Source organism: Streptomyces sp. NPDC057010 (assembly GCF_042673805.1).
Taxonomy (GTDB): Bacteria; Actinomycetota; Actinomycetes; order Streptomycetales; family Streptomycetaceae; genus Streptomyces.
Window position 1 is genome coordinate 355139 of the sequence record NZ_JBHUSC010000001.1, and the last position, 19976, is coordinate 375114.

Here is a 19976-nt window from a genome sequence, read left to right on the forward strand (position 1 = left end):
ATCCTCAATACGATCCGGCGATGATCACAACAAAACGGCTGGCGGCCCGGGCGTGCGGCCTGCTCGTCGCCCTGGCCGTCGGGCTCTTCCCGGCGAGCGCCACCGCCGCCGACGGACCGACGGCGAAGGAACCCCCGAAGGTCGACCTCGTCCTCGACGTCAGCGGCTCCATGCGGGCCACCGACATCGACGGCCAGTCCCGGATGGCCGCCGCGAAGCAGGCCTTCAACGAGGTCATCGACGCGGTCCCCGACGAGGTCCGGCTCGGCATACGGACCCTCGGCGCCACCTACCCCGGCGAGGACAAGGCGCTCGGCTGCAAGGACACCAAGCAGCTCTACCCGGTCGGGCCGTTGAACCGGACCGAGGCCAAGACCGCCGTGGCCACCCTCGCCCCCACCGGCTGGACGCCGATCGGCCCCGCCCTCCTCGCCGCCGCCCAGGACCTCGACGGCGGCGACGCCACCAAGCGGATCGTGCTCATCACCGACGGCGAGGACACCTGCGCCCCGCTCGACCCCTGCGAGGTGGCGCGCGACATCGCCGCCAAGGGCATCCACCTCGTCATCGACACCCTCGGCCTGGTCCCGGACGCCAAGACCCGCGCCCAGCTCACCTGCATCGCCGAGGCCACCGGCGGTACGTACACCTCGGTGCAGCACAAGGACCAGCTCTCCAGCAGGGTCCGCCAACTGGTCGACCGGGCCGCCGACCCCGTCGTCAACCCCGTGGCCACCGAGGGCGCCAAGCAGTGCGCGAACGCCCCCCAGCTGAAGCCCGGCCTGTACAGCGACCGCGAGACCTTCGGCGAACACCGCTGGTACCGGGTGGACGTCCTGCCCGGCCAGGAGCTGCGCGCCTCGGTGAGCATCGCCGCCGACCGCGCCGTCAACAACGACTACGGCGTCCTGCTGCGCGCCACGACCGTCCACGGCCGCGAGATCGTACGCGGCTCGGAGGCCGGTGACGGCCGCACCGACGTCCTCTCCACCGGCCTGCGCTACCCGAAGGCGGAGACCGGCGACACGGACGGCGACGCGAAGCCGGCGGCGGAGACCGTCTGCATCCAGGTCAGCAACTCCTTCTCCGCCCCCGCCTCCGTCAAGACCACCCCGGGCATGCCCGTCGAGCTGACCATCCAGCTGGTGGACGGCCCCGACGAGGCCTCCGACGCCGCCGCCTTCGGCCTCGGGCGCGGCTGGTGGCTGCTGGCCGCCCTGGCGCTCGTCGGTCTGCTGGCCGGTCTGGTGTGGGGCTGGATCTCGCGCTGGCGCATCTCCGTCTGGAGGACCAACTGATGCGTACCGTACGCACCCTGACCGCCGCCCTGCTGGCCGCGACCGCCGCCCTCGCGGTGTCGGGCACGGCCGCGGCGGCCGCGCCGTCGGCGAGCCCCACCCCCGGCCCGAGCCAGAGCTCCGGCAGCGGTGAGCCCGCCCCGACCGAGGCGGGCACCGGCTTCCGGACCGCCGCCGCGTTCCGCCCCGGCCAGCAGGCCACGGCCGGCGCGTCCACCGGCGACTACCTGTACTGGGTGCTCCCCGTCGACGCGCAGCAGCGCCTCACCGTCAACGCCAAGGTCACGCTGCCCGAATCCGCGTCCCGGCACGGCGCCGCGACCTGGCGGCTCGACGTCTACGACGGACTGCGCCGCCGCCAGGCCTGCACCTACGGCACGCAGAACCGGGCCGCGGCCAGGGAAGCCGCCTCCGTCGAACTGTCCTGCACCCTGCGCACGGTCCGCGCCGCCGCCGAGCCCTGGGCCAACGACCCGCTGCCGGGGAGCTACTACGTCCGCCTCACCGTCACCGACCTCCCCGAGGAGGACCTCGGCCTGCCCGTACGCGCCGCCGTCGAGGCCACGGTGAAGGAGACCGGCGGAGCCAACGCCGTGGACGGCTCCCTCTCCGCACCCCTGGTCCCCGCCACCGTCACCGGACCGCTGCGCGAGCCGGAGGACGGCTGGTCCGGCGGCTGGTGGTCGGACCGCTGGCTGTGGACCGCGGCCGGCGGCGTGCTCGCCGCCCTCGCGGGCCTCCTGGGCTACTCCCTGACGCGCGGCTCGGGCCGCCCGTCCCGGGTCCCGCCGGGCGCCTGAACCGGCAGACGGGCACGGCCGGCCGGGAGCAGTCCCGGCCGGCCGTGCCCGCCGCCTCTAGCCCAGACGGGTGAGCCTGGCCTTGAGCGAGGGCTCGGCCAGGTCTCCCAGCACCGCCACCGGGACGCTCCTCGCCCCGTCCCCGTCGCCCACCGTCAGCACGCCGACCTCGGCGCCGCTCTTCGCGGAGTGCGGAACGCCCTTGCCGCCGACGGCGGTTGCGAGCGAGATGCGCAGCTGCTGGCCCGGTACGCCGACCGTGTTCAGGTCCTTCGTGGCCACGAGCGGGGTGCGGCCACCGAGCCCGTCGTCCACGTACCCCACGGTCTGGCCCTTGCGGACGACCGGGGCCGCCGCGAGTGCCTCCCGTACGGCCTCGATGATCTTCTTGCTGTTCGCCTTCACCAGGACCAGGCTGTTCGCGCCGTCCGGGTCCGGGCCGTCCACGTGCTGGTCCATCAGGGTGCCCAGGATCAGCGGGGTCTGGTCGCCGACGGTCTTGTCGCCGACGGTCTTGTACGCCGCCCACATCAGCGTGCCGCCGGCGGGGGTGCTCGATCCGGTCTTGATGCCCCGGATGCTGAGGCCGTTGCCGGTCAGCAGGTCGTTGTTGTTGTAGATGGGTTCCGGCACCCCCTTGATCGTGGCGTTGGGCAACGCGACGACCGTGCGGAACGCCTCGTCCTTCATGACCGCCTCGGCGAGCTTGAGCTGGTCGGCCGCGGTGCTGACGGTTCCCGCGTCGAGGCCGCTGGGGTCGGTGTAGGTGGTGTCCTTCATCCCCAGGTCCCTGGCGGCGGCGTTCATCTTCTCGACGAACGCCGTCTCGTTGTCGCTGCCCGTGTCCCAACGGGCCAGCAGACGGGCCACGTTGTTGCCCGACGGGATCATCAGCATCTTGAGCATGTCCTGCTCGCTGAACTTCGTCCCGGCGGTCAGCCCCTTGATCCGGGACTCGTGCTCGGCGGTGCCGTCCGCCACGGCCTTCGCGTCGACCGTGATGTCGGGGCCGGGCTCGGCCTTGCGCAGCGGGTGCCCCTTGAGGACCACGTAGGCCGTCATCACCTTGGCGACGCTGGCCGTCGGGACCGGCTTCTGCTCGCCGAAGGTGCCGATGTCGCCGGAGCCGGGGATGCGGACGGCCCCCTGGCCCTTGGCGGGCCAGGGGACGCCGAACTCTCCGGGCAGCGTGTGCACCGTCTCGGCGGCCACGAACCGCGGGGCGGGCAGGGGCCGCAGCAGCTGGGCACCGGCGACGCCGCCGGCGAGGAGCAGCAGGATCGGCGTCCACACCTTGACGCGGCGCACCACGGTCCGGCGGGGGGTCTCGGGCGGGGGCGCGGTGTTGGTGAGCTCGGCGAGCAACTCCATCGGCGCGCCCACCGCTGCCGCGGCCCCGCCGGCCGTCCCGCCCCCTGTGCCGGGGGTCCCGTGGGGTGCGGATGCGCCGGCCTCCGGGGCCTCCGGGGCCGCCGGTGCCGCCGGGGCCTGGGGGCCCGAGGGACGGGAGGCGTCCAGATCCTTCAGCGCTACGAACTTGCTCGTCCGCTCGGAATCGCTCTCGACTTCCCGCGCCCAGGAGGGCACCTCCCGCCCGCCGGCGGCCGTTTCCCCGGCGCCGCCCGCCGATGATGCGCTGCCGGCGGCCGCCTCACCCCCGCCGGCCTCCGCCGCCTCACCCTCGCCGGCCTCCGCCGCCTCACCAGCTTCAGCGGTCTCCGGCCGCGCACTGTCGGCAACTTGCTCGGCCTCCGCCGGCTCCTCAGGTGCCCCGCCCGTGGCTTCGGCGGCTGCCGGGGTGGCAGCGTCGGCTGCGTCCGTCGGTTCGGCTGCCGCCGGGGTTGCAGCGTCCGTTGTGTCCGTCGGTTCGGTTGCGGCCGGGGCGGCGCCGTCGGCTGTGTCCGTCGGTTCGGCTGTCGCTGGGGTGGCAGCGTCGGCGTCCCGCGGGTCGGGTGCCGTAGCGGTGTCGGCGGCCTCGCTGTGCGTTGCTCCGGAGGCGGTCTCGTTCTCGGCCGTGTCCCCGGGCTTGAGGGGGGAGTTGGCCGTCCGTACGGGGGTTTCGGAGTCGTCGTCCTGCGGCTCGGGTGCCGTCGCGGTGTCGGCGGGCTCGCTGTGCGTCGCTCCGGATGCGGTCTCGTTCTCCGCCGTGGCCACGGGCTTGAGGGGGGAGTTGGCCGTCCGTACCGGGGTTTCGGAGTCGTCGGCGTCCGTAGGCTGGGCTCCGTCGGGGCCCTCGGCCTCGGCCGTCGCAACCGGCTCCGCTGCCGTCGGCGAGGGGCCGGTGCCGTCCGGGTTCGCCTGCCCGTCCGCCGCAGATGCCCCTGCGGGAACGGTGGTTGAGGGCGCGCCCTGCTCCGCGCCCTCAGCGCCTGCCTCCACCGACTCGGCGCCGTCCGCCTCCACCGGCTCCGCGTCCGCGGTTTCCTCGCGCTCGACCGCCCCCCGAAGTCCAGCCCCAGCCCCGCCCTCGGCCCCGGCCCCAGGCCCAGCCTCGGCCCCGGCCCCAGGCCCGCCCTCGGCTCCGGCCCCAGGCCCGCCCTCGGCTCCGGCCCCAGGCCCGCCCTCGGCTCCGGCCCCAGGCCCGGCCTCGGCCCCGGCCCCAGGCCCGGCCCCAGGCCCGGCCTCGGCCCCGGCCCCAGGCCCGGCACCGGTCCCGGCCTCGGCACCGGTCCCGGCCTCGGCACCGGCCTCGGTAACGGCACTGGCACCGGCACCGGTTCCGCCCTCGGCACCGGTCCCGGCCCCGGCCCCGGCCCCGGTCCCGGCCTCGGCACCGGTCCCGGCCTCGGCACCGGTCCCGGCCTCGGCACCGGCCTCGGTAACGGCACTGGCACCGGAACCGATTCCGCCCTCGGCACCGGTCCCGGCCTCGGTCTCGGTAATGACCCCGGCCCCGGTCCCGGCCTCGGTAACGGCCTCGGTAACGGCACCGATTCCGGCCTCGGTAACGGCCCCGGCCGTGGCATCGGTCCCGGCCTCGGCCCCGGTTCCGGCCTCGGCACTGGCACCGGCATCGGCACCGGCCGCGGTATCGGCGTTGGGGTGGTCCGCTTCTGCCGTGTCGTTCCGAGGGGGAGTGGACTCCCTCTCCGAGGAACCGCCCGCCACCGATACTGCCTTCATCCCAGCCCCGCCTCGCCCTTCACATCCGGCGGCCGCCACCGTCACACGGTCGCGGGCGGCCTCCCGGTCTTGCCGAATCCGTCCGGCGGTCCCCGCACCGGGGCCCACCGGACTCCTAGATGTCCGCCGTGCCCCCTCCGTTCCGCCCGCCGGATCCTGTGACCGTTCGGTCATACTTCGGCGGCGCGCCCGCACTTCCGCAGCCGGTCGCCGCGCCCGGATCCGTCAACTCCGGCGCCGCCCCCTGCCTTCGGCGAAGCCGAGTCGCGGCACCCGCCGGCCCCCCTGAGCACGGCGCCGCGCACGCGGTGAGTACCGCTACTCATGCCCCCGCCCCACGGCCGCTCGACGATGGACCGCACCACCGCCGCGCCACCCGAACGGGGTCAGTCCATGCTCAGCCGAATCGCCGCCGCCGTCGTCCCCGCCTGCGGGCGGCTCACGGTCACCGCCGACCCCGCGGCGCGGCCCGCCGCGGGCAGCATCTTCGTCGCCAACCACACCTCCCTCGCCGATCCGGCCGTCGTGGTCGCCGCACTGCGCCGGTACGGGATCGAGCCCGTCATCCTGGCCACCAGCGGGCTGTGGCGGGTGCCGCTGCTCGGGGCCGCCCTGCGCCGCGAAGGCCACATCGCCGTCCACCGGGGCACCGAACGCGCCGCCGACTCCCTCGAGGCGGCGGCCGTCGCGCTCGCCTCCGGCCGCAGCGTGCTGCTCTACGGAGAGGGCCGGCTGCCGGGACGCCGCGACGCGGGGGAGTCCGCCCCGGGACCGTTCCGCAGCGGCCTGGCCCGGCTCGCCGCCGCGACGGGAGCCCCCGTCGTGCCCGTGGGCCAGGCCGGCGCACGCCGCCTGTGCTCGGGCAGCCGTGCCAAGCAGCTCGCCGGAGCCGCCACCGCGCCCCTGCGCAGGCCCGGCCTCCACGTGCACATCGGCACTCCGCTCCGCCTCCCGCGCCCGGTGCCGGAGGCGACGGAACGGGCCCGCGAGGCCGTCACCGCCGCCTGGCGCACCGCGGCCCGCGCCCTCGGCGAGCCGGTGTCGGCGCCCGATCAGCGCGTGCTGTGCGCGAGGACCACGTGGGAGACGACCTCGCGGTCGGCGTCGGTGTCGATGAAGGACACCATCAGCGGGGTGCTGCCCGCCGGCCCGCCCGCGGTCGCCCGCAGCCGGTAGCGCTCGACGCGGACGCCGTCGCGGGCGAGCGCGGTGCCGCCGGTGTGCATCGACGCCGGCATGTGGTCGTTGGCGACGCGCAGGGCCGCCGCGCGCCAGCTGCCCGAGGCCTGGTCGAAGCGCTCCAGCACGAACCCCGGTCCGCCGGCCGGCAGCTCGCCGGCCTCACCGACGAGGATCTCCATCTGGAAGGCGACCAGCAGGTGCCCGTACGAGGCGGAGTTCCCGTTCCGCAGGGTGACGGTGAACTCCTGCGCCGCCCCGCCGCGTACGAGGGAGAGCGCACCGCCGCGGGTGTCGACCGCGGCCGTCAGCCGGGTCGGGGCGGGAGGCGGCGTCGTGGCCCGCGTCGTGGGCGGGGCGGACCGAACGCCGGCCGACGCGGACGCGGGCACGGGAGAGGACGTGGACACCGGGGCGGACGGCGAAGGGGACTGCCCGGCCGTGCCCGACGGCGACGCCGGGAGCGGGGCGGTGGCTGCCGCCGGGGCCTTGCCGTCCTTGCCCGCGCATCCGGCCAGGCCCGCCAGCAGGACGGCGGCCGCGGCCGCGGCGGACAGCACCCGGCGGGATGCGGCAGGTACGGGCATGAGAACGGTTCCCCCAAGGTCGGCTGAGCCTGGAACGTAGCAATCCGGCCGAACCGCCGACGAGCCCGGTCGGGCCTCGACCCGGCGACGGTTCGGTCACGGCCGCGAGGGCGGGGCCCGTCGACTCAGACGTTCAGGATCCCCTCCAGGACCGTGACCGCATGCCCGGCCAGGCGCACGCGGTCACCGTCCGGCGTCGCCCGGACCAGCCCCGTCCGCGCGGAGGCCTGCAGGCCGGTCAGGGTCCCGCGGCGGCCCAGCCGCGCCGACCAGTACGGGGCCAGCGCGGTGTGGGCGCTGCCGGTGACGGGGTCCTCGGGGATGCCGTTGGCGGGGGCGAAGAAGCGGGAGACGAAGTCGTACTCCAGGTCCGCCGAGGGGGCCGCGGCGGTCACGATGACCCCGCGCAGTCCCTCGCGCCGGGTCAGCTCCGCGAGCGCCGCGAGGTCGGGCCGGACGGCCCGGACGGCGGCCTCGTCGGGCAGCAGCGTGAGCAGGTCACCCAGCGCACCCGTCCGCAGCGCGGCCTCGGGCCGCGCCCCGAGGGCCTCGGCGAGCCCCTGCGGAACGGGAACGTCCGTGGCGGGAGCGGCCGGGAAGTCCAGCGTGATGCTCCCGTCCTCCTCGGCGCGGGCGGCGAGCATGCCGCTGAACCGGCTCCGGAACCGCACCGGGCCGGTCAGCAGCCCCTGCCCGCGCATCGCGTGGACCGTGGCCAATGTGGCATGGCCGCACAGTCTGGCCTCGACGAGCGGGGTGAACCAGCGGATCTCCCAGTCGGCCTCGTCCCCGGCCGGGAGCGGCAGGGCGAAGGCCGTCTCCGCGTGGTTCACCTCGGCGGCGATCCGCTGGAGCCGCAGGTCGTCCGGCCATTCCCCGGCCGGGAGCAGACAGACCCCGGCAGGGTTCCCGGCGAAGGGGCGGGTGGTGAAGGCGTCTACGATCTGGATGCGCATGCCGCGAACGTAGCCGGGCCAATCGCGCTCCGAGGAAGGCCAATTCCGGGAAAGTGGCCTGCCTGCCGGGCCTCGGGGGCCGGCCGCCCGCTCAGGTCAGGGGCTTCTCGAAGCTGAACGCGGTCACGGCCATCCGCTCGCGGAAGTAGAAGCGGTGGGCGTCGGTCCGCTGGGTGCCGGAGTCGAGGGTCAGCGCGGTGCACCCGGCGGCCCTGGCGTGCTCCTCCAGGTGGCCCAGCAGTGCGTGGCCGACTCCCCCCGAACGGGCGTGGGCGGAGGTGACCAGGTCGTCCACGTACAGCTTGCGCACCATCGAGGTGGTGGCGACGACGCGCCAGCCGGCCGCGCCCACGCACGCACCGTCCGCGTCGTACGCGGCGGTGAAGCGCAGCCCCTGGCCCTGCCCCTCGGCCAGGATGGCAAGGAACAGCTCCTCGGTGAGGTGGGGGCGGAGTTCGGTCAGCACGGGCAGCAGGTCCTGCGTCAGCCGTGCGTCGCCGGGCTCAAGGTCGATGATCTTCATGGGGTCAGCGTAAGGGTGCCTCGTGCGCCGGGAGCGGCGGCCCCGAACGTCCCGGCGGCGCGGCCGGGGCCCGCCGGGAACCGGACCCGCACCCTCAGGCCGCCCTCGGCACGGGCCTGCGCCGTCACCGTGCCGTGGTGGGCCACCGCGATCGAGCGGACGATCGCCAGCCCCAGGCCGTGCCCCTCCCCGACCCGCGGCCGCGCCCGGTAGAAGGGCTCGAAGAGCCGCCCGACGGCAGTCGCCTCCACCGGCGGGCCGGTGTTCTCGACCTCCAGGACGAGGCCGCCGTCCTCCCGGCGGACGGCCAGCAGCACCTCCCCGCCGGGGAGGTTGTGGCCGGTCGCGTTGTCGAGCAGGTTCGTCACCAGCCGGCGCAGCAGCACCGCGTTCCCCGCCAGCAGGGCACCGGCCCCCGGCCGCGTCCGTACGGTCACCCCGCACTCCGCGGCCGAGGCCCGGGCCTCCCGCGCCACCTGCCGGACCAGCGCGGCCAGGTCCACCGGATCGGCGTCGAACTCGACGTGCTCGGCGGCCGCGAGCTCCAGCAGGGCCTTGACCAGGCCGATGTTGCGCTCGTTGGTCTCGCGCAGCATCGGCGCGAGCTCGGCCAGCTCCTCCCCGCTGCTGTCCTCGGCGGCGACCTGCAGGATCGCCCGGGTCGTGGCCAGCGGCGTGAGCAGCTCGTGCGAGGCGTTGGCGGCGAACCGCCGGTGCGCGGCGAAGGACTCCTCCAGCCGTTCCAGCATCGCGTCGAAGGTGTCGGCCAGCTGCCGCAGTTCGTCCTCGGGGCCGTCGGCGTTGATGCGGTAGGCGAGGTCGCCGTCGCGGGCCTTCGCGGCCGCCCGGCTCACCTCGTGCAGCGGGGCGAGCAGGCGCCGGGTCAGGATCCAGCCTGCGCCCAGCCCCACCGCCGTGATGACCAGCACCCCGGCGGTGGAGATGCCGAGCACCGCCGCCCACACGTCCTGCTTCGTACGGACCAGCTTGGTGGTGGCGACGCCCTCGAACCGGGTGCCCTCGGCGGCCTGGCCCAGGTGCGGTGCGGCTACCCAGCCTCCGTGCGCCGGCGCCGCGGTGCCCGCAGGGTCCCGCTGCACGGGCAGGTCGTAGGTGGGCAGGTAGCGGATGCCCACGTAGATGATCGTCACCATCAGCCCGGCGCACACGGCGAGCGCGCCCGCGAAACCGGCGAACAGCCGCCCGCGGATGCCCAGTCGACGCACGCCCGGCCGGCGCCGCCGGCTCACGCTTCGCCGAGGTGGTAGCCGGCGCCCACCGCGGTACGGACGAGCTGCGGCTCGCCCAGCTTCCTGCGCAGCGTGTGCACCACCAGGCGCACGGCGTTGGTGAGGGTGTCGGTGTGCGCGTCCCACGCCTTCTCGAGCAGCTGCCCGGAGCTCACCACCCCGCCGTCGGCCCGCATCAGGAGTTCCAGCACGGCGAGTTCCTTCGGCGTCAGCCGGATCTCCGTGCCCGCGCGCGCGACCCGCCGTCGGTGCGTGTCGAAGGTGACGTCCGCGAAGGTCAGGACGGGCGGGTACGCGATCGGGCTGCGCCGGTACAGCGCCCGCAGCCGGGCCACCAGCTCCGGGAAGTCGAAGGGCTTGGCCAGGTAGTCGTCGGCTCCGAGCGAGAGCCCGGCCACCTTGTCGCCGAGCCGGCCCGCCGCCGTGAGCATGAGGATCCGGCAGCCGGGATCGAGGGTCCGCAGACGCCGGCACACCTCGTCCCCGTGCACCTCGGGCAGGTCCCGGTCCAGTACCACCGCGTCGTAGTCGTCGACGGCCAGCCGCTCCAGCGCGGCCCGCCCGTCGTGCACCACGTCGACGGTCATGGCCTCGCGGCGCAGCCCGATCTCCAGGACCCGGGCCATGTACGCCTCGTCCTCCACCACCAGTACGCGCACGTACCCGCCCCTCCGCTCATCGGTCGGTCCCTGGATATCAGAGCACGCATGTGAGGGGTGTTTGATTCCGGCCCGATGCCCGGCGCCGAGCGAAATGCGGCTCAAATCCCCGGGAATCTAGCGTGGTTCTCCGCTGCCGCGAAACGAATTCGAGCAGTAACCGGAAGGATGAGAAAACGATGAATTTCCTCAAACGGGCCGGGTGGCGGCTGGCCTCCCAGCTGGGCAGGACGGTCATGCTGACCGGGCTCTTCTTCGTGATCTGCACCCTCGTGCTGTCCGGATTCCTCATCCGGGCCGCGGCGGCGCGCGCCGCCGAGAGCGCCAAACAGAGCGTGGGCGCCGTCGCCACCATGCAGCTCGATCTGAACGCCCTGCTCAATTCCGGCAAGGCATCCAAGAACGACGGCGCGAGCCCCGGAATCATCGGCCCCGGCGGAGACCTCCACCGCGATCTCGTCGACCGGATCTGCGCGTCCTCCGTCGTCGCGCAGTGCAACTACAGCACCGACTCCGGCGCCGCGCCCACCGACCGGATGAAGCTCTACAAGCCGGTCCCGCTGCCCGCCGGACAGAAGGACGACGGCCTCGACTTCTTCAAGGCCGAAGGCATCCGCGACCTCGACGCCCTGCCCTCCTTCCGTAACGGCGACGACGAGCTGGTCTCGGGCAAGGGCATCAAGCCGGACAGCGCGGGCGACATGGTCGTGATCGAGGAACGCCTCGCCACCGCGAACCACCTCGCGGTCGGCGACCGGATCAGCCTCCGGGTCGGCAACGCGCCCGCCCCGGGCCAGGAACCGGACCGGCGGCAGTTCGAGTTCGTGGTCGGCGGGATCTACCGGAGCGGCACCCCCGACTCCGGCCGGTACGTCCCCGCGATGATGGACCCCGCCAACCGGATCTACGTGACCCCCGAGGGCGGCAGCCGCCTGCTGGGCAAGGACACCGGAGCCGACGGCGGCGTCGTCAAGTCGGCCACCTTCACCCTGCGCAGCCCCGCCGACCTCGACCGGCTCAAGGCCGACGCCAAGGCAGCCGGGGCGGACCTGAGCGTCTTCCCGCTGACCGTCAACGACAAGGCGTACAAGACGATGGTCGGCCCGATCACCAAGACGGCCTCCTTCGCCACCGTCACCGTATGGCTCGTCGCCCTGGCCGGCACTGCGATCCTCGCGCTGATCGTGGCCTCGAACCTGCGCGAGCGACGCAACGAGCTCGGCATCCTGATGTCGCTCGGCGAGAAGAAGCCGAAGCTGCTCGCCCAGCACCTGGTGGAGGTCGTGGCCTGCGCCCTCGTCGCCATCGGCCTCGCGGCGGCCGGCAGCCGGTTCCTCTCCCAGGCCGTCGGCGACACGCTGCTCGCCGGTGAGGTCTCCTCGGCCCGGGACCAGGCCGCCTCCGACCGGCAGGGACCGGACCCGAGCAACTCAACGGGCGGGCCGAAGTCCCCGGACGGGGACGGGGAGAAGGCCGAACCCATCGACCGGATGGACATCCGCGTCGGCCCTGCGGACATCGGCAGGATCGGCGCGACCGGCCTCGGCATCGCCGCACTCGCCACCCTGCTCCCCGGAGTCCGCGTGCTGCGCCTCACCCCCCGCGACATCCTCTCGAAGGGCAACTGACCATGGCGGCGATCCTCGAACTGGCCGACGTGAGCCACACCTACCGCTCCGGAAACAGCCGGCGCACGGTCCTCAAGGGCATCGACCACGCCTTCGAAGCGGGCCGCATGTACGCGGTGATCGGCCCCTCGGGCAGCGGCAAGACCACCCTGCTGTCGCTGGCCAGCGGCCTGGACACGCCCACCTCCGGCACCGTCCGCTTCGACGGCCGCGACATACGGGAGCTGGGCCTCGGCACGTACCGCAACCGGCACGCCGCGACCGTCTTCCAATCCCTGAACCTCCTGACGTACATGACGGCGGTGCAGAACATCACCTCCGCCATGGAGATCACCCGGGTCAAGGGCGGCGGCCACCGGCGGCGCGCGGTCGAACTCCTCGACCTCCTCGGCATCGACCGGGCCGACCAGAACCGCCGCACCCTCCAGCTCTCCGGCGGCCAGCAGCAGCGCGTCGCCATCGCCCGCGCGCTCGCCTGCGAGGTGGACGTCCTCTTCGCCGACGAACCCACCGGCGCCCTGGACCACGAGACCGCGGCCGGCATCATCGAGGTCTTCCGCACCCTCGCGCACGACGAGGGCAAGTGCGTCATCGTCGTCACCCACTCCCAGCAGGTCGCCGCGGCCTGCGACGAGGTCCTGCGCCTCAAACGGGGCAGGCTCACCCACCGGTAGGCGCAGCCCCGCGCCCCGCGCGTCCGCATGACGGACACCCGCCACGGCTGTCACACCCCCCGCTTACTCTTGATCACGTGAGATCGACCCCTGAAACCCCTCAAGTCCCCGACAGCGACACCCCCGAACGTCCCCTCGCCGAGATCAACGCCGACATCCGCGGCCTCTTCGCCCGCGCCGAAGGACGCCTGTCGGACGCCGAGCGCGTCCGGCACGCGGCGCTCCTGGAGGAGTGGGCCGCGGCGATAAAGGCCTCGGTAGTCCCCGCCGCCTAGCGGCCACGCGCGCACCGCATCCGACACCGTGTCGTGTCGTGTCGGACCGATGAATGCGCGCCCCGGCGGCAGTCTTCCTTACGGGCACCCGCGCCGGCCCCTCCCTCCCGGCGCGCCGCACGCACGAGAAGGTGGACCATGAGCGACCTGCACAGCCTCCTGAAGACCCACGTCGCCGACGGCTCGCTGCCCGGCGCGGTGGGCCTCGTGGCCCGCGGCGAGGACGTCGAGGTCGCGGCCGTCGGCTCCCTCGACACCGCGGGCACCGCGCCCATGGCACGCGACTCCCTCTTCCGGATCGCCTCCGTCACCAAACCGGTGACCGCCGCGGCCACGATGATGCTCATCGAGGACGGCCTGCTCTGCCTCGACTCCCCGGTGGCGCGCTGGCTGCCGGAACTCGCCGCACCGGTGGTCGTCCGCACCCCGTCCTCACCCGTCGACGACGTGGTCCCGGCCGACCGCCCGATCACCGTCGAGGACCTCCTCACCTTCCGGGCCGGATACGGCTTCCCCGCCGACTTCTCGCTGCCCGCCGTGGGCCCGCTGTTCAGCGAGCTGAAGCAGGGACCGCCCCACCCGGGACAGGTCGAGGACCCCGACGCGTGGATGGCGGTCCTGGCCCGCATCCCGCTCCTCCACCAGCCGGGCCGGGCCTGGCTGTACAACACCTGCTCCGACATCCTCGGGGTCCTCCTCGCCCGCGCCGCCGGGCAGTCCCTCCCGGACCTGCTGGCCGAGCGCGTCTTCGAGCCGCTCGGCATGCGGGACACCGCGTTCGCCGTACCGCGGGGACAGCTCCACCGGTTCACCGGCTACTACCGGGCCGCCCGGGACGACGGAGCCCTGGAACTCGTCGACGCACCCGACGGCCAGTGGAGCGCCCTGCCCGCCTTCCCCTCCGGGGCGGGCGGGCTGGTCTCCACCGCCGACGACCTCCTCGCGTTCGGCCGCATGCTGCTCGCGGAGGGCGCGTACGAAGGCGGGCGGCTGCTCGCGCCGGACTCCGTACGGCAGATGACCACCGACCACCTCACCGCGGCCCAGCGTGCGGAGGGCGCGCTCTTCCTGGAGGGCCAGGGCTGGGGGTTCGGCGGCTCCGTCGACGTCGCCCGCACCGACCCGTGGAACGTACCGGGCCGCTACGGCTGGATCGGCGGCACCGGCACCGCCGCCCACGTGGTCCCCGCCACCGGCACGGTCACCGTCCTGCTCACCCAGCGGGAGCTGGCCGGCCCGACCCCGCCCGACATCATGCGGGAGTTCTGGACCCACGCGTCCACGCCCCGCACCTGAGGCCCGCTCCACTCGGCACGCGTAGGGCTGTTCGGGTGAAGCAGCGGAACCCGGCGGGGATTCGGCCGTTGATCAAGACGCTTACCACCGTGCACTCGTGCAACAGAAGGACCATAATGATCAAGAAGATGATGGCCACCGCCGCCGCCACCGCCTCCATCGTCGGCGCGGGTGCGGCCCTTGCCGCTCCGGCCATGGCCATCGGCAACGACCAGGGCGTCACCACCATCAACGGCAACGGTTCGCAGCAGATCTACGGCAACCAGAAGACCCACGGTGACCTGAGCCCGCAGCTCGGCCTGGTCCAGGGCACCCTGAACAAGCCCTGCATCGGCCTGCCGGCGAAGCTCAACGTCCAGTCCGTGGCCGGCCTGCTCAACATCGGTGTCCAGGACGTCCAGGTCCTGTCCAGCCCGCAGAACCAGCAGTGCACCGAGAACTCCACCCAGGCCAAGGGTGACGAGGCCCTCTCGCACATCCTGGACAACATCCCGATCCTGTCGGGCAACGTTTCGGCCGGCAGCTGAGACTATTCCCTCTGCGAGCCGGGGCCCCCGACGCCTGCGCGAGTGCCCGTGGGGCCCCGGCTTGTTCTTCCGCGGATCCACGGGTCCGCATCCGTCCCTCCCGCCGGCGGGCGCCGCCGGCCGCGCGGCCGGCCGACCGGGCACCGGTCCTCACGTCACAGAGCCTCCCGTCCGCGTGGACGGGGGGCTCTGTGGCGTGCGGGCCCCGGTTGCACGCCCGCAGTGCGGGTGTCAGCGTCGGGACATGACCACCGATCCACAGCGCTTCGAGATCCTGCTGGTCCCCGAACACGTCAAGAACCGACCCGGCGGGCCCCGGCCGGAGCGTCCCCTGCGGTCGGCCGTGGTCGAGGCGACCGGCGAGACCGGCGCTTCCGGCTATCCCCGCTACGCCGGGGAGGGCATGGAGGCGGACATCGACCCGGCCACCCGTACGGTCGAGAAGCTGCTCGTCGACGGCTCCGAGCTGGACCCGGGGCTCACCGCGCTCGTCGCCCCCGAGCCCGGAAAGGCGACGGGACGGCGGCAGTAGGGCCCGCCGGTCCGGCCCGGCCGCCGTGCCGCGGCCGCCGTGCCGCGGGCGGCGGGCCGCCTCACCCCGGAACGGCCGCGGCCGCCGGGGCGGAGACGGCGGCCAGGACCGGGACGCCCGCCATCACCGCCTTCTGGGCCGGCTCGGACAGCGGGAGCCTCCCCTCGCGCAGCGCCCGCCCCACGATCTTGTCGACGGCGTTGTGCCGGCCCACGTCCTCCCGTACGTCGACCAGCTCTTCGGCGGCGGAGAAGAGCGCGGGTGCGGTCGAAGACCCGTTGCGCCGCCCGCAGCCGGTCGGGGAGGCAGTCCCGCACAGACCCGCTTTCCGCTCCCGCGGCGACCGCGAGAGCTCCTCGGCGGCTTTGGCGGCTCCTGGCGCGGCGCGTTCGTGGGCGGCGAACTGCTCGTCCACGCCGTCACCGACGGCCCGCCCGGCGAACGCCTGCCGGCTGATGCCGTAGGCGGCGCGGCAGTTCGGGTTCCTCCCCCGCGCGGGGGAGGAACCCGGTCCGCGCGGGGGAGGCGCCGCCGCCCCGGCCGGATCAGGATGAACGCATGACCGGATCAACGAGAACCCAGCGGATCGCCGCGCTCACCGCCTGCGCCGGTGCGCTCGCCTACACCGTCAGCAAGGTGGACCTCGCGCGCAAGGGCGAGCTCGGAATGCCCGGCTTCCCCGCCCCGCCCGAGGCCTACGCCGGGATCGCCGACGTCCAGGCCGCCCAGCTGGGCAACGCCGGCCTCGGCCTGCTCATGGCGGTCACGGCCCTGCTGCTCCTGGGCCCGTCGGCGCCGCGGTTCCTGCGGTGGGGCGCGGTGGCGGTGTCCTGGGCGGGCATCGTGATGGTCGGGGCGGGAGTCGTCGGATTCGGCGCCCGCGCGGCCGGGGTGGCGCCGAGCCTGGGCGCCGTACCCCCCGACACGGCCACCGCGGTCGTGGCGCTCGCGGTCGGCGCCCTGTGGGTCGCGGGCTGGTCCGTGGCCACCGTCGGCGCCATGCGCGCGGCACGCCGCCGCGCGTGAACCGGGCCCCTGCGCCGCACCCCGGACCGCTGTCACCAAGGACACCGGCCCGGCCCCCGCACTGCGGGGACCGGGCCGGACTTCAGGTGGTCAGGTGGGCGTCAGCTCACCTGGACGGTGACGTCGTCCACGACGAAGGAGGTCTGCAGGGACTGGTCCTCCACGCCGTTGAACTTCAGGGTGACGGTCTGGCCGGCGAACTGCGCCAGGTTGTAGGTCTTCTGGACGTAGCCGGAGTTCGCGTTCAGGTTGGAGAAGGTCTCCAGGGTCTGACCGCCCACCGAGACGGTGAACTTGTCGTAGACGACGTTCTCCGTCTCGTCCGTGTCGATGTGGAGGAAGAACGAGAGCTGGTACGAGGAGCAGCCCGACGGGATGGCCAGCGACTGGGAGGCGCTGTCCGTGTGGCCGGAGCCGTACCCGTTCAGCCACGCCATGTAGCTCCCGCCGTGCGGGACCTGGCCCGACTGGTTGGTGATGACGCCCGCGGTCGCGGTCCACGGGCTGCTGCCGCTCTCGAAGCCGCCGTTGGCCACGAGCTGGCGCGGCGTGCAGCCGCCGCTGCCGGTGACGGTCAGGGTGTAGGTGGTGCTGTGGGTGACGGTGCCCTGGCCGGTGACGGTCAGGGTGTAGGTGCCCGGAACGGTGCTCGCGCCCACCTGCACGGAGAGGGTGGAGGAGCTGCCGGACTGGACCGAGGACGGGCTGAGGGTCGCGGTCACGCCGGCCGGCGCGCCCGAGACGGACAGGGCGACGGTCTGGGCGGCGCCGCTCACGGTGGCGGTGTTGACGGTGGCGGAGGTGGAGCCGCCGGGGGCCGTGGTGCCCGCGGACGGGCTGGTGGCGAGGGAGAAGTCCTGCGCGGGCGTCTCACCGCCGACGGCCTGCTTCCAGACGGCGTAGGCGACACCGTCCGCGCTGCGGTCCAGGACCGTCGCGTTGATGTTGTTCGTGGTGTCACAGGAGCTGTGGTAGCAGGAGTCGTACGCCGCGTTGGCGGTGCCGCCCCACTTCGCGGCCTGCGCCGAGGTCTTGCGGGCGCTGGCGCCGGCCGCGTAGCCGGAGGTGGGGATGCCCGCCTGCTGGAAGGAGTAGTCGTCACTGCGGCCCTGGCCCTCGGTGTTCTCCTCGGGCGCGAGGTTCAGCGAGGTCCAGTACGCCTTCAGCGGGGCGGCGGTGGTGGAGTTGACGTTGTTGATGAAGTAGCCGCCGTTGGGCGAGCCGACCATGTCGAAGTTGTAGTAGCCCTTGATGGTGGCCTTCTGGGCGCTGCTGAGCTGACCCACATAGAACTCGGAGCCGTTGAGGCCCTGTTCCTCGTCGGTCCACCAGGCGAAGCGGACGTGCTTCGTCATCGTGGGGTTCTTCTGGGCGAGGACGAGGGCGTTCTCCAGCAGGGTCGCGGAGCCCGAGCCGTTGTCGTTGATGCCGGGGCCGGCCGAGACGCTGTCGAGGTGCGCCCCGAACATGACGACCTGGTCGGTGGGACCGCCCGGCCAGTCGGCGATCAGGTTGTTGGACGGGTAGGTGCAGGAGGAGCAGTTCTGCTCGGTGACCGTGTAGCCGGCGGCCTGCAGCTTGCCCTTCACGTACGCCAGGGACTGCGTGTAACCGGCGCTGCCCGCACGGCGGTTGCCGCCGTTCTGGGAGGCGATCGTGTTCAACTGGGTCAGGTGCGCCTGGACGTTGGTGACGCTGACGTCCGGCGGGTCGTTGCCGGGCTGGGTGCCGCCGACGTTGAGCGCGTAGTCGACGGTGTGGGAGAGGGTGGCGCCCTGCCCCTTGACGACGACGGTGGAGGCGCCGGGCGCCGCGTTCGCGGTGGCGGTCAGGGTCAGGGTCGAGGACTGGCCGGACTGTACGGTCGCCGGGTTGAAGGAGGCGCTGACCCCGGCGGGCAGCCCGGAGGCCGTCAGCGTCACCGACTGGGCGGAGCCGGTCGTGACGGTGGTGCCGACGGTGGTGGTGACCGTACCGCCCTGCTGGACGGTGCCGGAGGACGGGTTCAGGGCCAGCGAGAAGTCGCTGCTCTGGCTCGGGGTGCAGGTCGGGTCACCGGTCTGCGCCGGCACGCTGATGGCGTCCCATGCGGCCTTGGTCTTGGTGAAGAGGTCGCAGGTGGCGTCCAGCGACTTCGCCGAACTGAGCGTCGCCGTCCGGTACTTCTTGTACGACATGCTGCTCGTCTTGAGCAGCATTCCCCCGTAGAAGATCTTGCCGGCGTTCTGGACGCCCACACCGGTCACCGTGGACTGGTTGCAGGTCGGGCTGTTCGGCTTGCCGCCGCCCGGGCTGCTGCCCTCGGCGAGCAGGTAGAACCAGTGGTTGAGCGGGCCGGCGGCCTTGTGCACCTCGGTGCCCGGTATCGCGGAGCTGTAGCAGGCCGGGTCGTTGTTGACGGCAGGCGGGTTGTACATGTTGCGGATCGGGCCCTGGCCCTGGAGGTTGATGACCTCGCCGACCGTGTAGTCCGGAGTGTCGTACGGGGACGGCTCGTTGATGTACGCCTCGGTCAGCGCGCCGAAGATGTCGCCGGTGGCCTCGCCGAGCCCGGCCTCCTGGCCGCTGGTGCCGCCGGGGGTGTTGGTGTCGATGGCGTGCCCGTATTCGTGGGCCACCACGTCCACGCCGGCGATCCACTCGTTGGCGCTGTTGTGCCCGATGGTGACCGAGCTGCCGTCCCAGTAGGCGTTGAGGTCGCTCAGGCCGACCTTGCCGGGGAAGCTGCGGCCGTTGCCGCTGACGCCGTTGCGTCCCAGCCACTGGCCGAGCATGTCCCACTGCTTCTGCGCGGCGAACATCAGGTCCACGCAGCCGGTCTCCTTGCTCGTGGGGTTGCCGGTGCCCCAGGAGTCGGAGGACTTCGTGAACACCGTGCCGCTGCTGTAGTCCGCGCAGCTCAGGCCGGTGCGGTTCGGGTCCCGCAGGGTGTACGTGGAGCCCGAGTTGGTGGTGTCGATGGTCAGGGGGTTCGGGCCGTTCCACTTGCTGTTGCCGCTGCCCGCGACGACGTCGTCGTAGCTGTCGACGAACGCGCCGCTGCGGGCGTCGACGAAGACGTGGAGCTTGCTGGGCGCGGTCCTGGTCCGGCCGGTGAGGACGGTCTCCCAGGCCAGGACCGGCTTGTCGTCCTTGAGCCGAACGACGAGCCGGCTGCTGTCGACCTTGTCGACCGCGGCGAGCTTCGTGCGCGAGGCGGACTCGGCGTCCTTGGCGCTGACCGTGGCCCGGGTGACCACGTCGATCCGTACGGAGGAGGCGGACTGGAGGGCGCGGACCTTGCCCTCGCCGTCCGCGAGCACGACCGCGTCGCCGCCGACGACGGGCAGGCCGCGGTAGCTGCGCTCGTACGCCACCGAGTAGAGGTCCTTCAGCCAGGGGGTGACCAGGCGTCGTTCGTAGCGCTCCTGTGAGGAGTTGACCAGGGAGTCGAGACCGCTGTTGACGGCCTGGTCGGCGGCCGCGACCGCGCGCGCGGCCGGGGTGTCCTTCGGGGACGGTGCGGGCTGCGCCTGCTGCGCCGCCGATGCCGTCCCGGCCAGGGCTCCGGCGAGGCTCGCGGTCAGCGCCATCGCTGCCACGGCCGCCGTCCATCTGGTGGGCTGCAACGTCCACTCCGATCGTGGGGGGTTGGGGAGTGAGG

16 protein-coding genes and 2 pseudogenes are annotated in these 19976 nt (G+C 73.6%); 10 read left to right on the top strand and 8 right to left on the bottom strand.

The features are described 5' to 3' along the window. Positions 1-20: 20 nt before the first annotated feature. Together ACFTXQ_RS01610 and ACFTXQ_RS01615 are read left to right on the top strand one after the other, a co-directional pair. Entirely contained in the window at positions 21-1298 is a 1278-nt protein-coding gene (locus tag ACFTXQ_RS01610) for a VWA domain-containing protein (RefSeq protein ID WP_382634739.1), read from the top strand. After that, positions 1298-2098, top strand: coding sequence for a hypothetical protein (locus tag ACFTXQ_RS01615; RefSeq protein WP_382634742.1), 801 nt, complete (start codon positions 1298-1300; stop codon positions 2096-2098). Before ACFTXQ_RS01610 ends, ACFTXQ_RS01615 begins: the two co-directional genes overlap by 1 nt. A gap of 57 nt (positions 2099-2155) precedes the next feature. On the opposite strand, the gene ACFTXQ_RS01620 is transcribed toward ACFTXQ_RS01615, so the two are convergent. After that, a complete protein-coding gene (locus ACFTXQ_RS01620; RefSeq protein ID WP_382634743.1) occupies positions 2156-4501 on the bottom strand; it encodes a serine hydrolase in 2346 nt (781 codons plus the stop codon). 1113 nt (positions 4502-5614) lie between these two features. Between ACFTXQ_RS01620 and ACFTXQ_RS01625 the strand changes: the two are divergent. Continuing rightward, positions 5615-6265: pseudogene (locus ACFTXQ_RS01625) on the top strand (lysophospholipid acyltransferase family protein); the annotation flags it as partial. An 8-nt stretch (positions 6266-6273) separates the two neighbouring features. Here ACFTXQ_RS01625 and ACFTXQ_RS01630 read toward each other — a convergent pair. From ACFTXQ_RS01630 to ACFTXQ_RS01650, 5 genes are all read right to left on the bottom strand, one after another. Next, on the bottom strand, positions 6274-6987 hold the full coding sequence (locus tag ACFTXQ_RS01630) for a hypothetical protein (protein WP_382634745.1): 714 nt from the start codon (positions 6985-6987) through the stop codon (positions 6274-6276). A 125-nt stretch (positions 6988-7112) separates the two neighbouring features. Beyond that, positions 7113-7943: a PhzF family phenazine biosynthesis protein gene (locus ACFTXQ_RS01635; protein WP_382634746.1), complete on the bottom strand. Its 831-nt coding sequence runs from the start codon at positions 7941-7943 to the stop codon at positions 7113-7115. A gap of 91 nt (positions 7944-8034) precedes the next feature. Next, positions 8035-8466, bottom strand: a complete 432-nt coding sequence (locus tag ACFTXQ_RS01640) for a GNAT family N-acetyltransferase (RefSeq protein ID WP_382634749.1) — start codon at positions 8464-8466, stop codon at positions 8035-8037. Next, a complete protein-coding gene (locus ACFTXQ_RS01645) occupies positions 8463-9692 on the bottom strand; it encodes a sensor histidine kinase (RefSeq protein WP_382634752.1) in 1230 nt (409 codons plus the stop codon). Before ACFTXQ_RS01645 ends, ACFTXQ_RS01640 begins: the two co-directional genes overlap by 4 nt. Before the next feature lie 20 nt (positions 9693-9712). Further along, a complete protein-coding gene (locus tag ACFTXQ_RS01650; RefSeq protein ID WP_382634755.1) occupies positions 9713-10375 on the bottom strand; it encodes a response regulator transcription factor in 663 nt (220 codons plus the stop codon). A 179-nt stretch (positions 10376-10554) separates the two neighbouring features. Here ACFTXQ_RS01650 and ACFTXQ_RS01655 point away from each other — a divergent pair, with 179 nt between their 5' ends. From ACFTXQ_RS01655 to ACFTXQ_RS01680, 6 genes are all read left to right on the top strand, one after another. Further along, positions 10555-12003, top strand: a complete 1449-nt coding sequence (locus tag ACFTXQ_RS01655; RefSeq protein ID WP_382634758.1) for an ABC transporter permease — start codon at positions 10555-10557, stop codon at positions 12001-12003. A 2-nt stretch (positions 12004-12005) separates the two neighbouring features. Continuing rightward, the gene (locus tag ACFTXQ_RS01660; RefSeq protein WP_382634761.1) at positions 12006-12677 is read left to right on the top strand and encodes an ABC transporter ATP-binding protein; all 672 of its coding nucleotides are present in this window, start codon (positions 12006-12008) and stop codon (positions 12675-12677) included. Positions 12678-12754: 77 nt separating this feature from the next. Next, on the top strand, positions 12755-12952 hold the full coding sequence (locus ACFTXQ_RS01665) for a hypothetical protein (protein ID WP_382634764.1): 198 nt from the start codon (positions 12755-12757) through the stop codon (positions 12950-12952). A 138-nt stretch (positions 12953-13090) separates the two neighbouring features. Continuing rightward, positions 13091-14248 carry a serine hydrolase domain-containing protein gene (locus ACFTXQ_RS01670; RefSeq protein WP_382634767.1) on the top strand — a complete coding sequence of 386 codons (1158 nt, stop codon included), beginning with the start codon at positions 13091-13093 and terminating at the stop codon, positions 14246-14248. Positions 14249-14364: 116 nt separating this feature from the next. Continuing rightward, the gene (locus ACFTXQ_RS01675; RefSeq protein ID WP_382634769.1) at positions 14365-14775 is read left to right on the top strand and encodes a rodlin; all 411 of its coding nucleotides are present in this window, start codon (positions 14365-14367) and stop codon (positions 14773-14775) included. Between the two features lie 244 nt (positions 14776-15019). Beyond that, positions 15020-15307, top strand: coding sequence for a hypothetical protein (locus ACFTXQ_RS01680; RefSeq protein ID WP_382634772.1), 288 nt, complete (start codon positions 15020-15022; stop codon positions 15305-15307). 70 nt (positions 15308-15377) lie between these two features. On the opposite strand, the pseudogene ACFTXQ_RS01685 reads toward ACFTXQ_RS01680, so the two are convergent. Continuing rightward, positions 15378-15612: pseudogene (locus tag ACFTXQ_RS01685) on the bottom strand (formate dehydrogenase accessory sulfurtransferase FdhD); the annotation flags it as partial. Positions 15613-15865: 253 nt separating this feature from the next. Here ACFTXQ_RS01685 and ACFTXQ_RS01690 point away from each other — a divergent pair. After that, complete coding sequence (locus tag ACFTXQ_RS01690; RefSeq protein ID WP_382634774.1) at positions 15866-16333, top strand: hypothetical protein; 468 nt, start codon at positions 15866-15868, stop codon at positions 16331-16333. 101 nt (positions 16334-16434) lie between these two features. On the opposite strand, the gene ACFTXQ_RS01695 is transcribed toward ACFTXQ_RS01690, so the two are convergent. Continuing rightward, positions 16435-19905, bottom strand: a complete 3471-nt coding sequence (locus tag ACFTXQ_RS01695; RefSeq protein ID WP_382635106.1) for a M28 family peptidase — start codon at positions 19903-19905, stop codon at positions 16435-16437. Positions 19906-19976 lie beyond the last annotated feature (71 nt).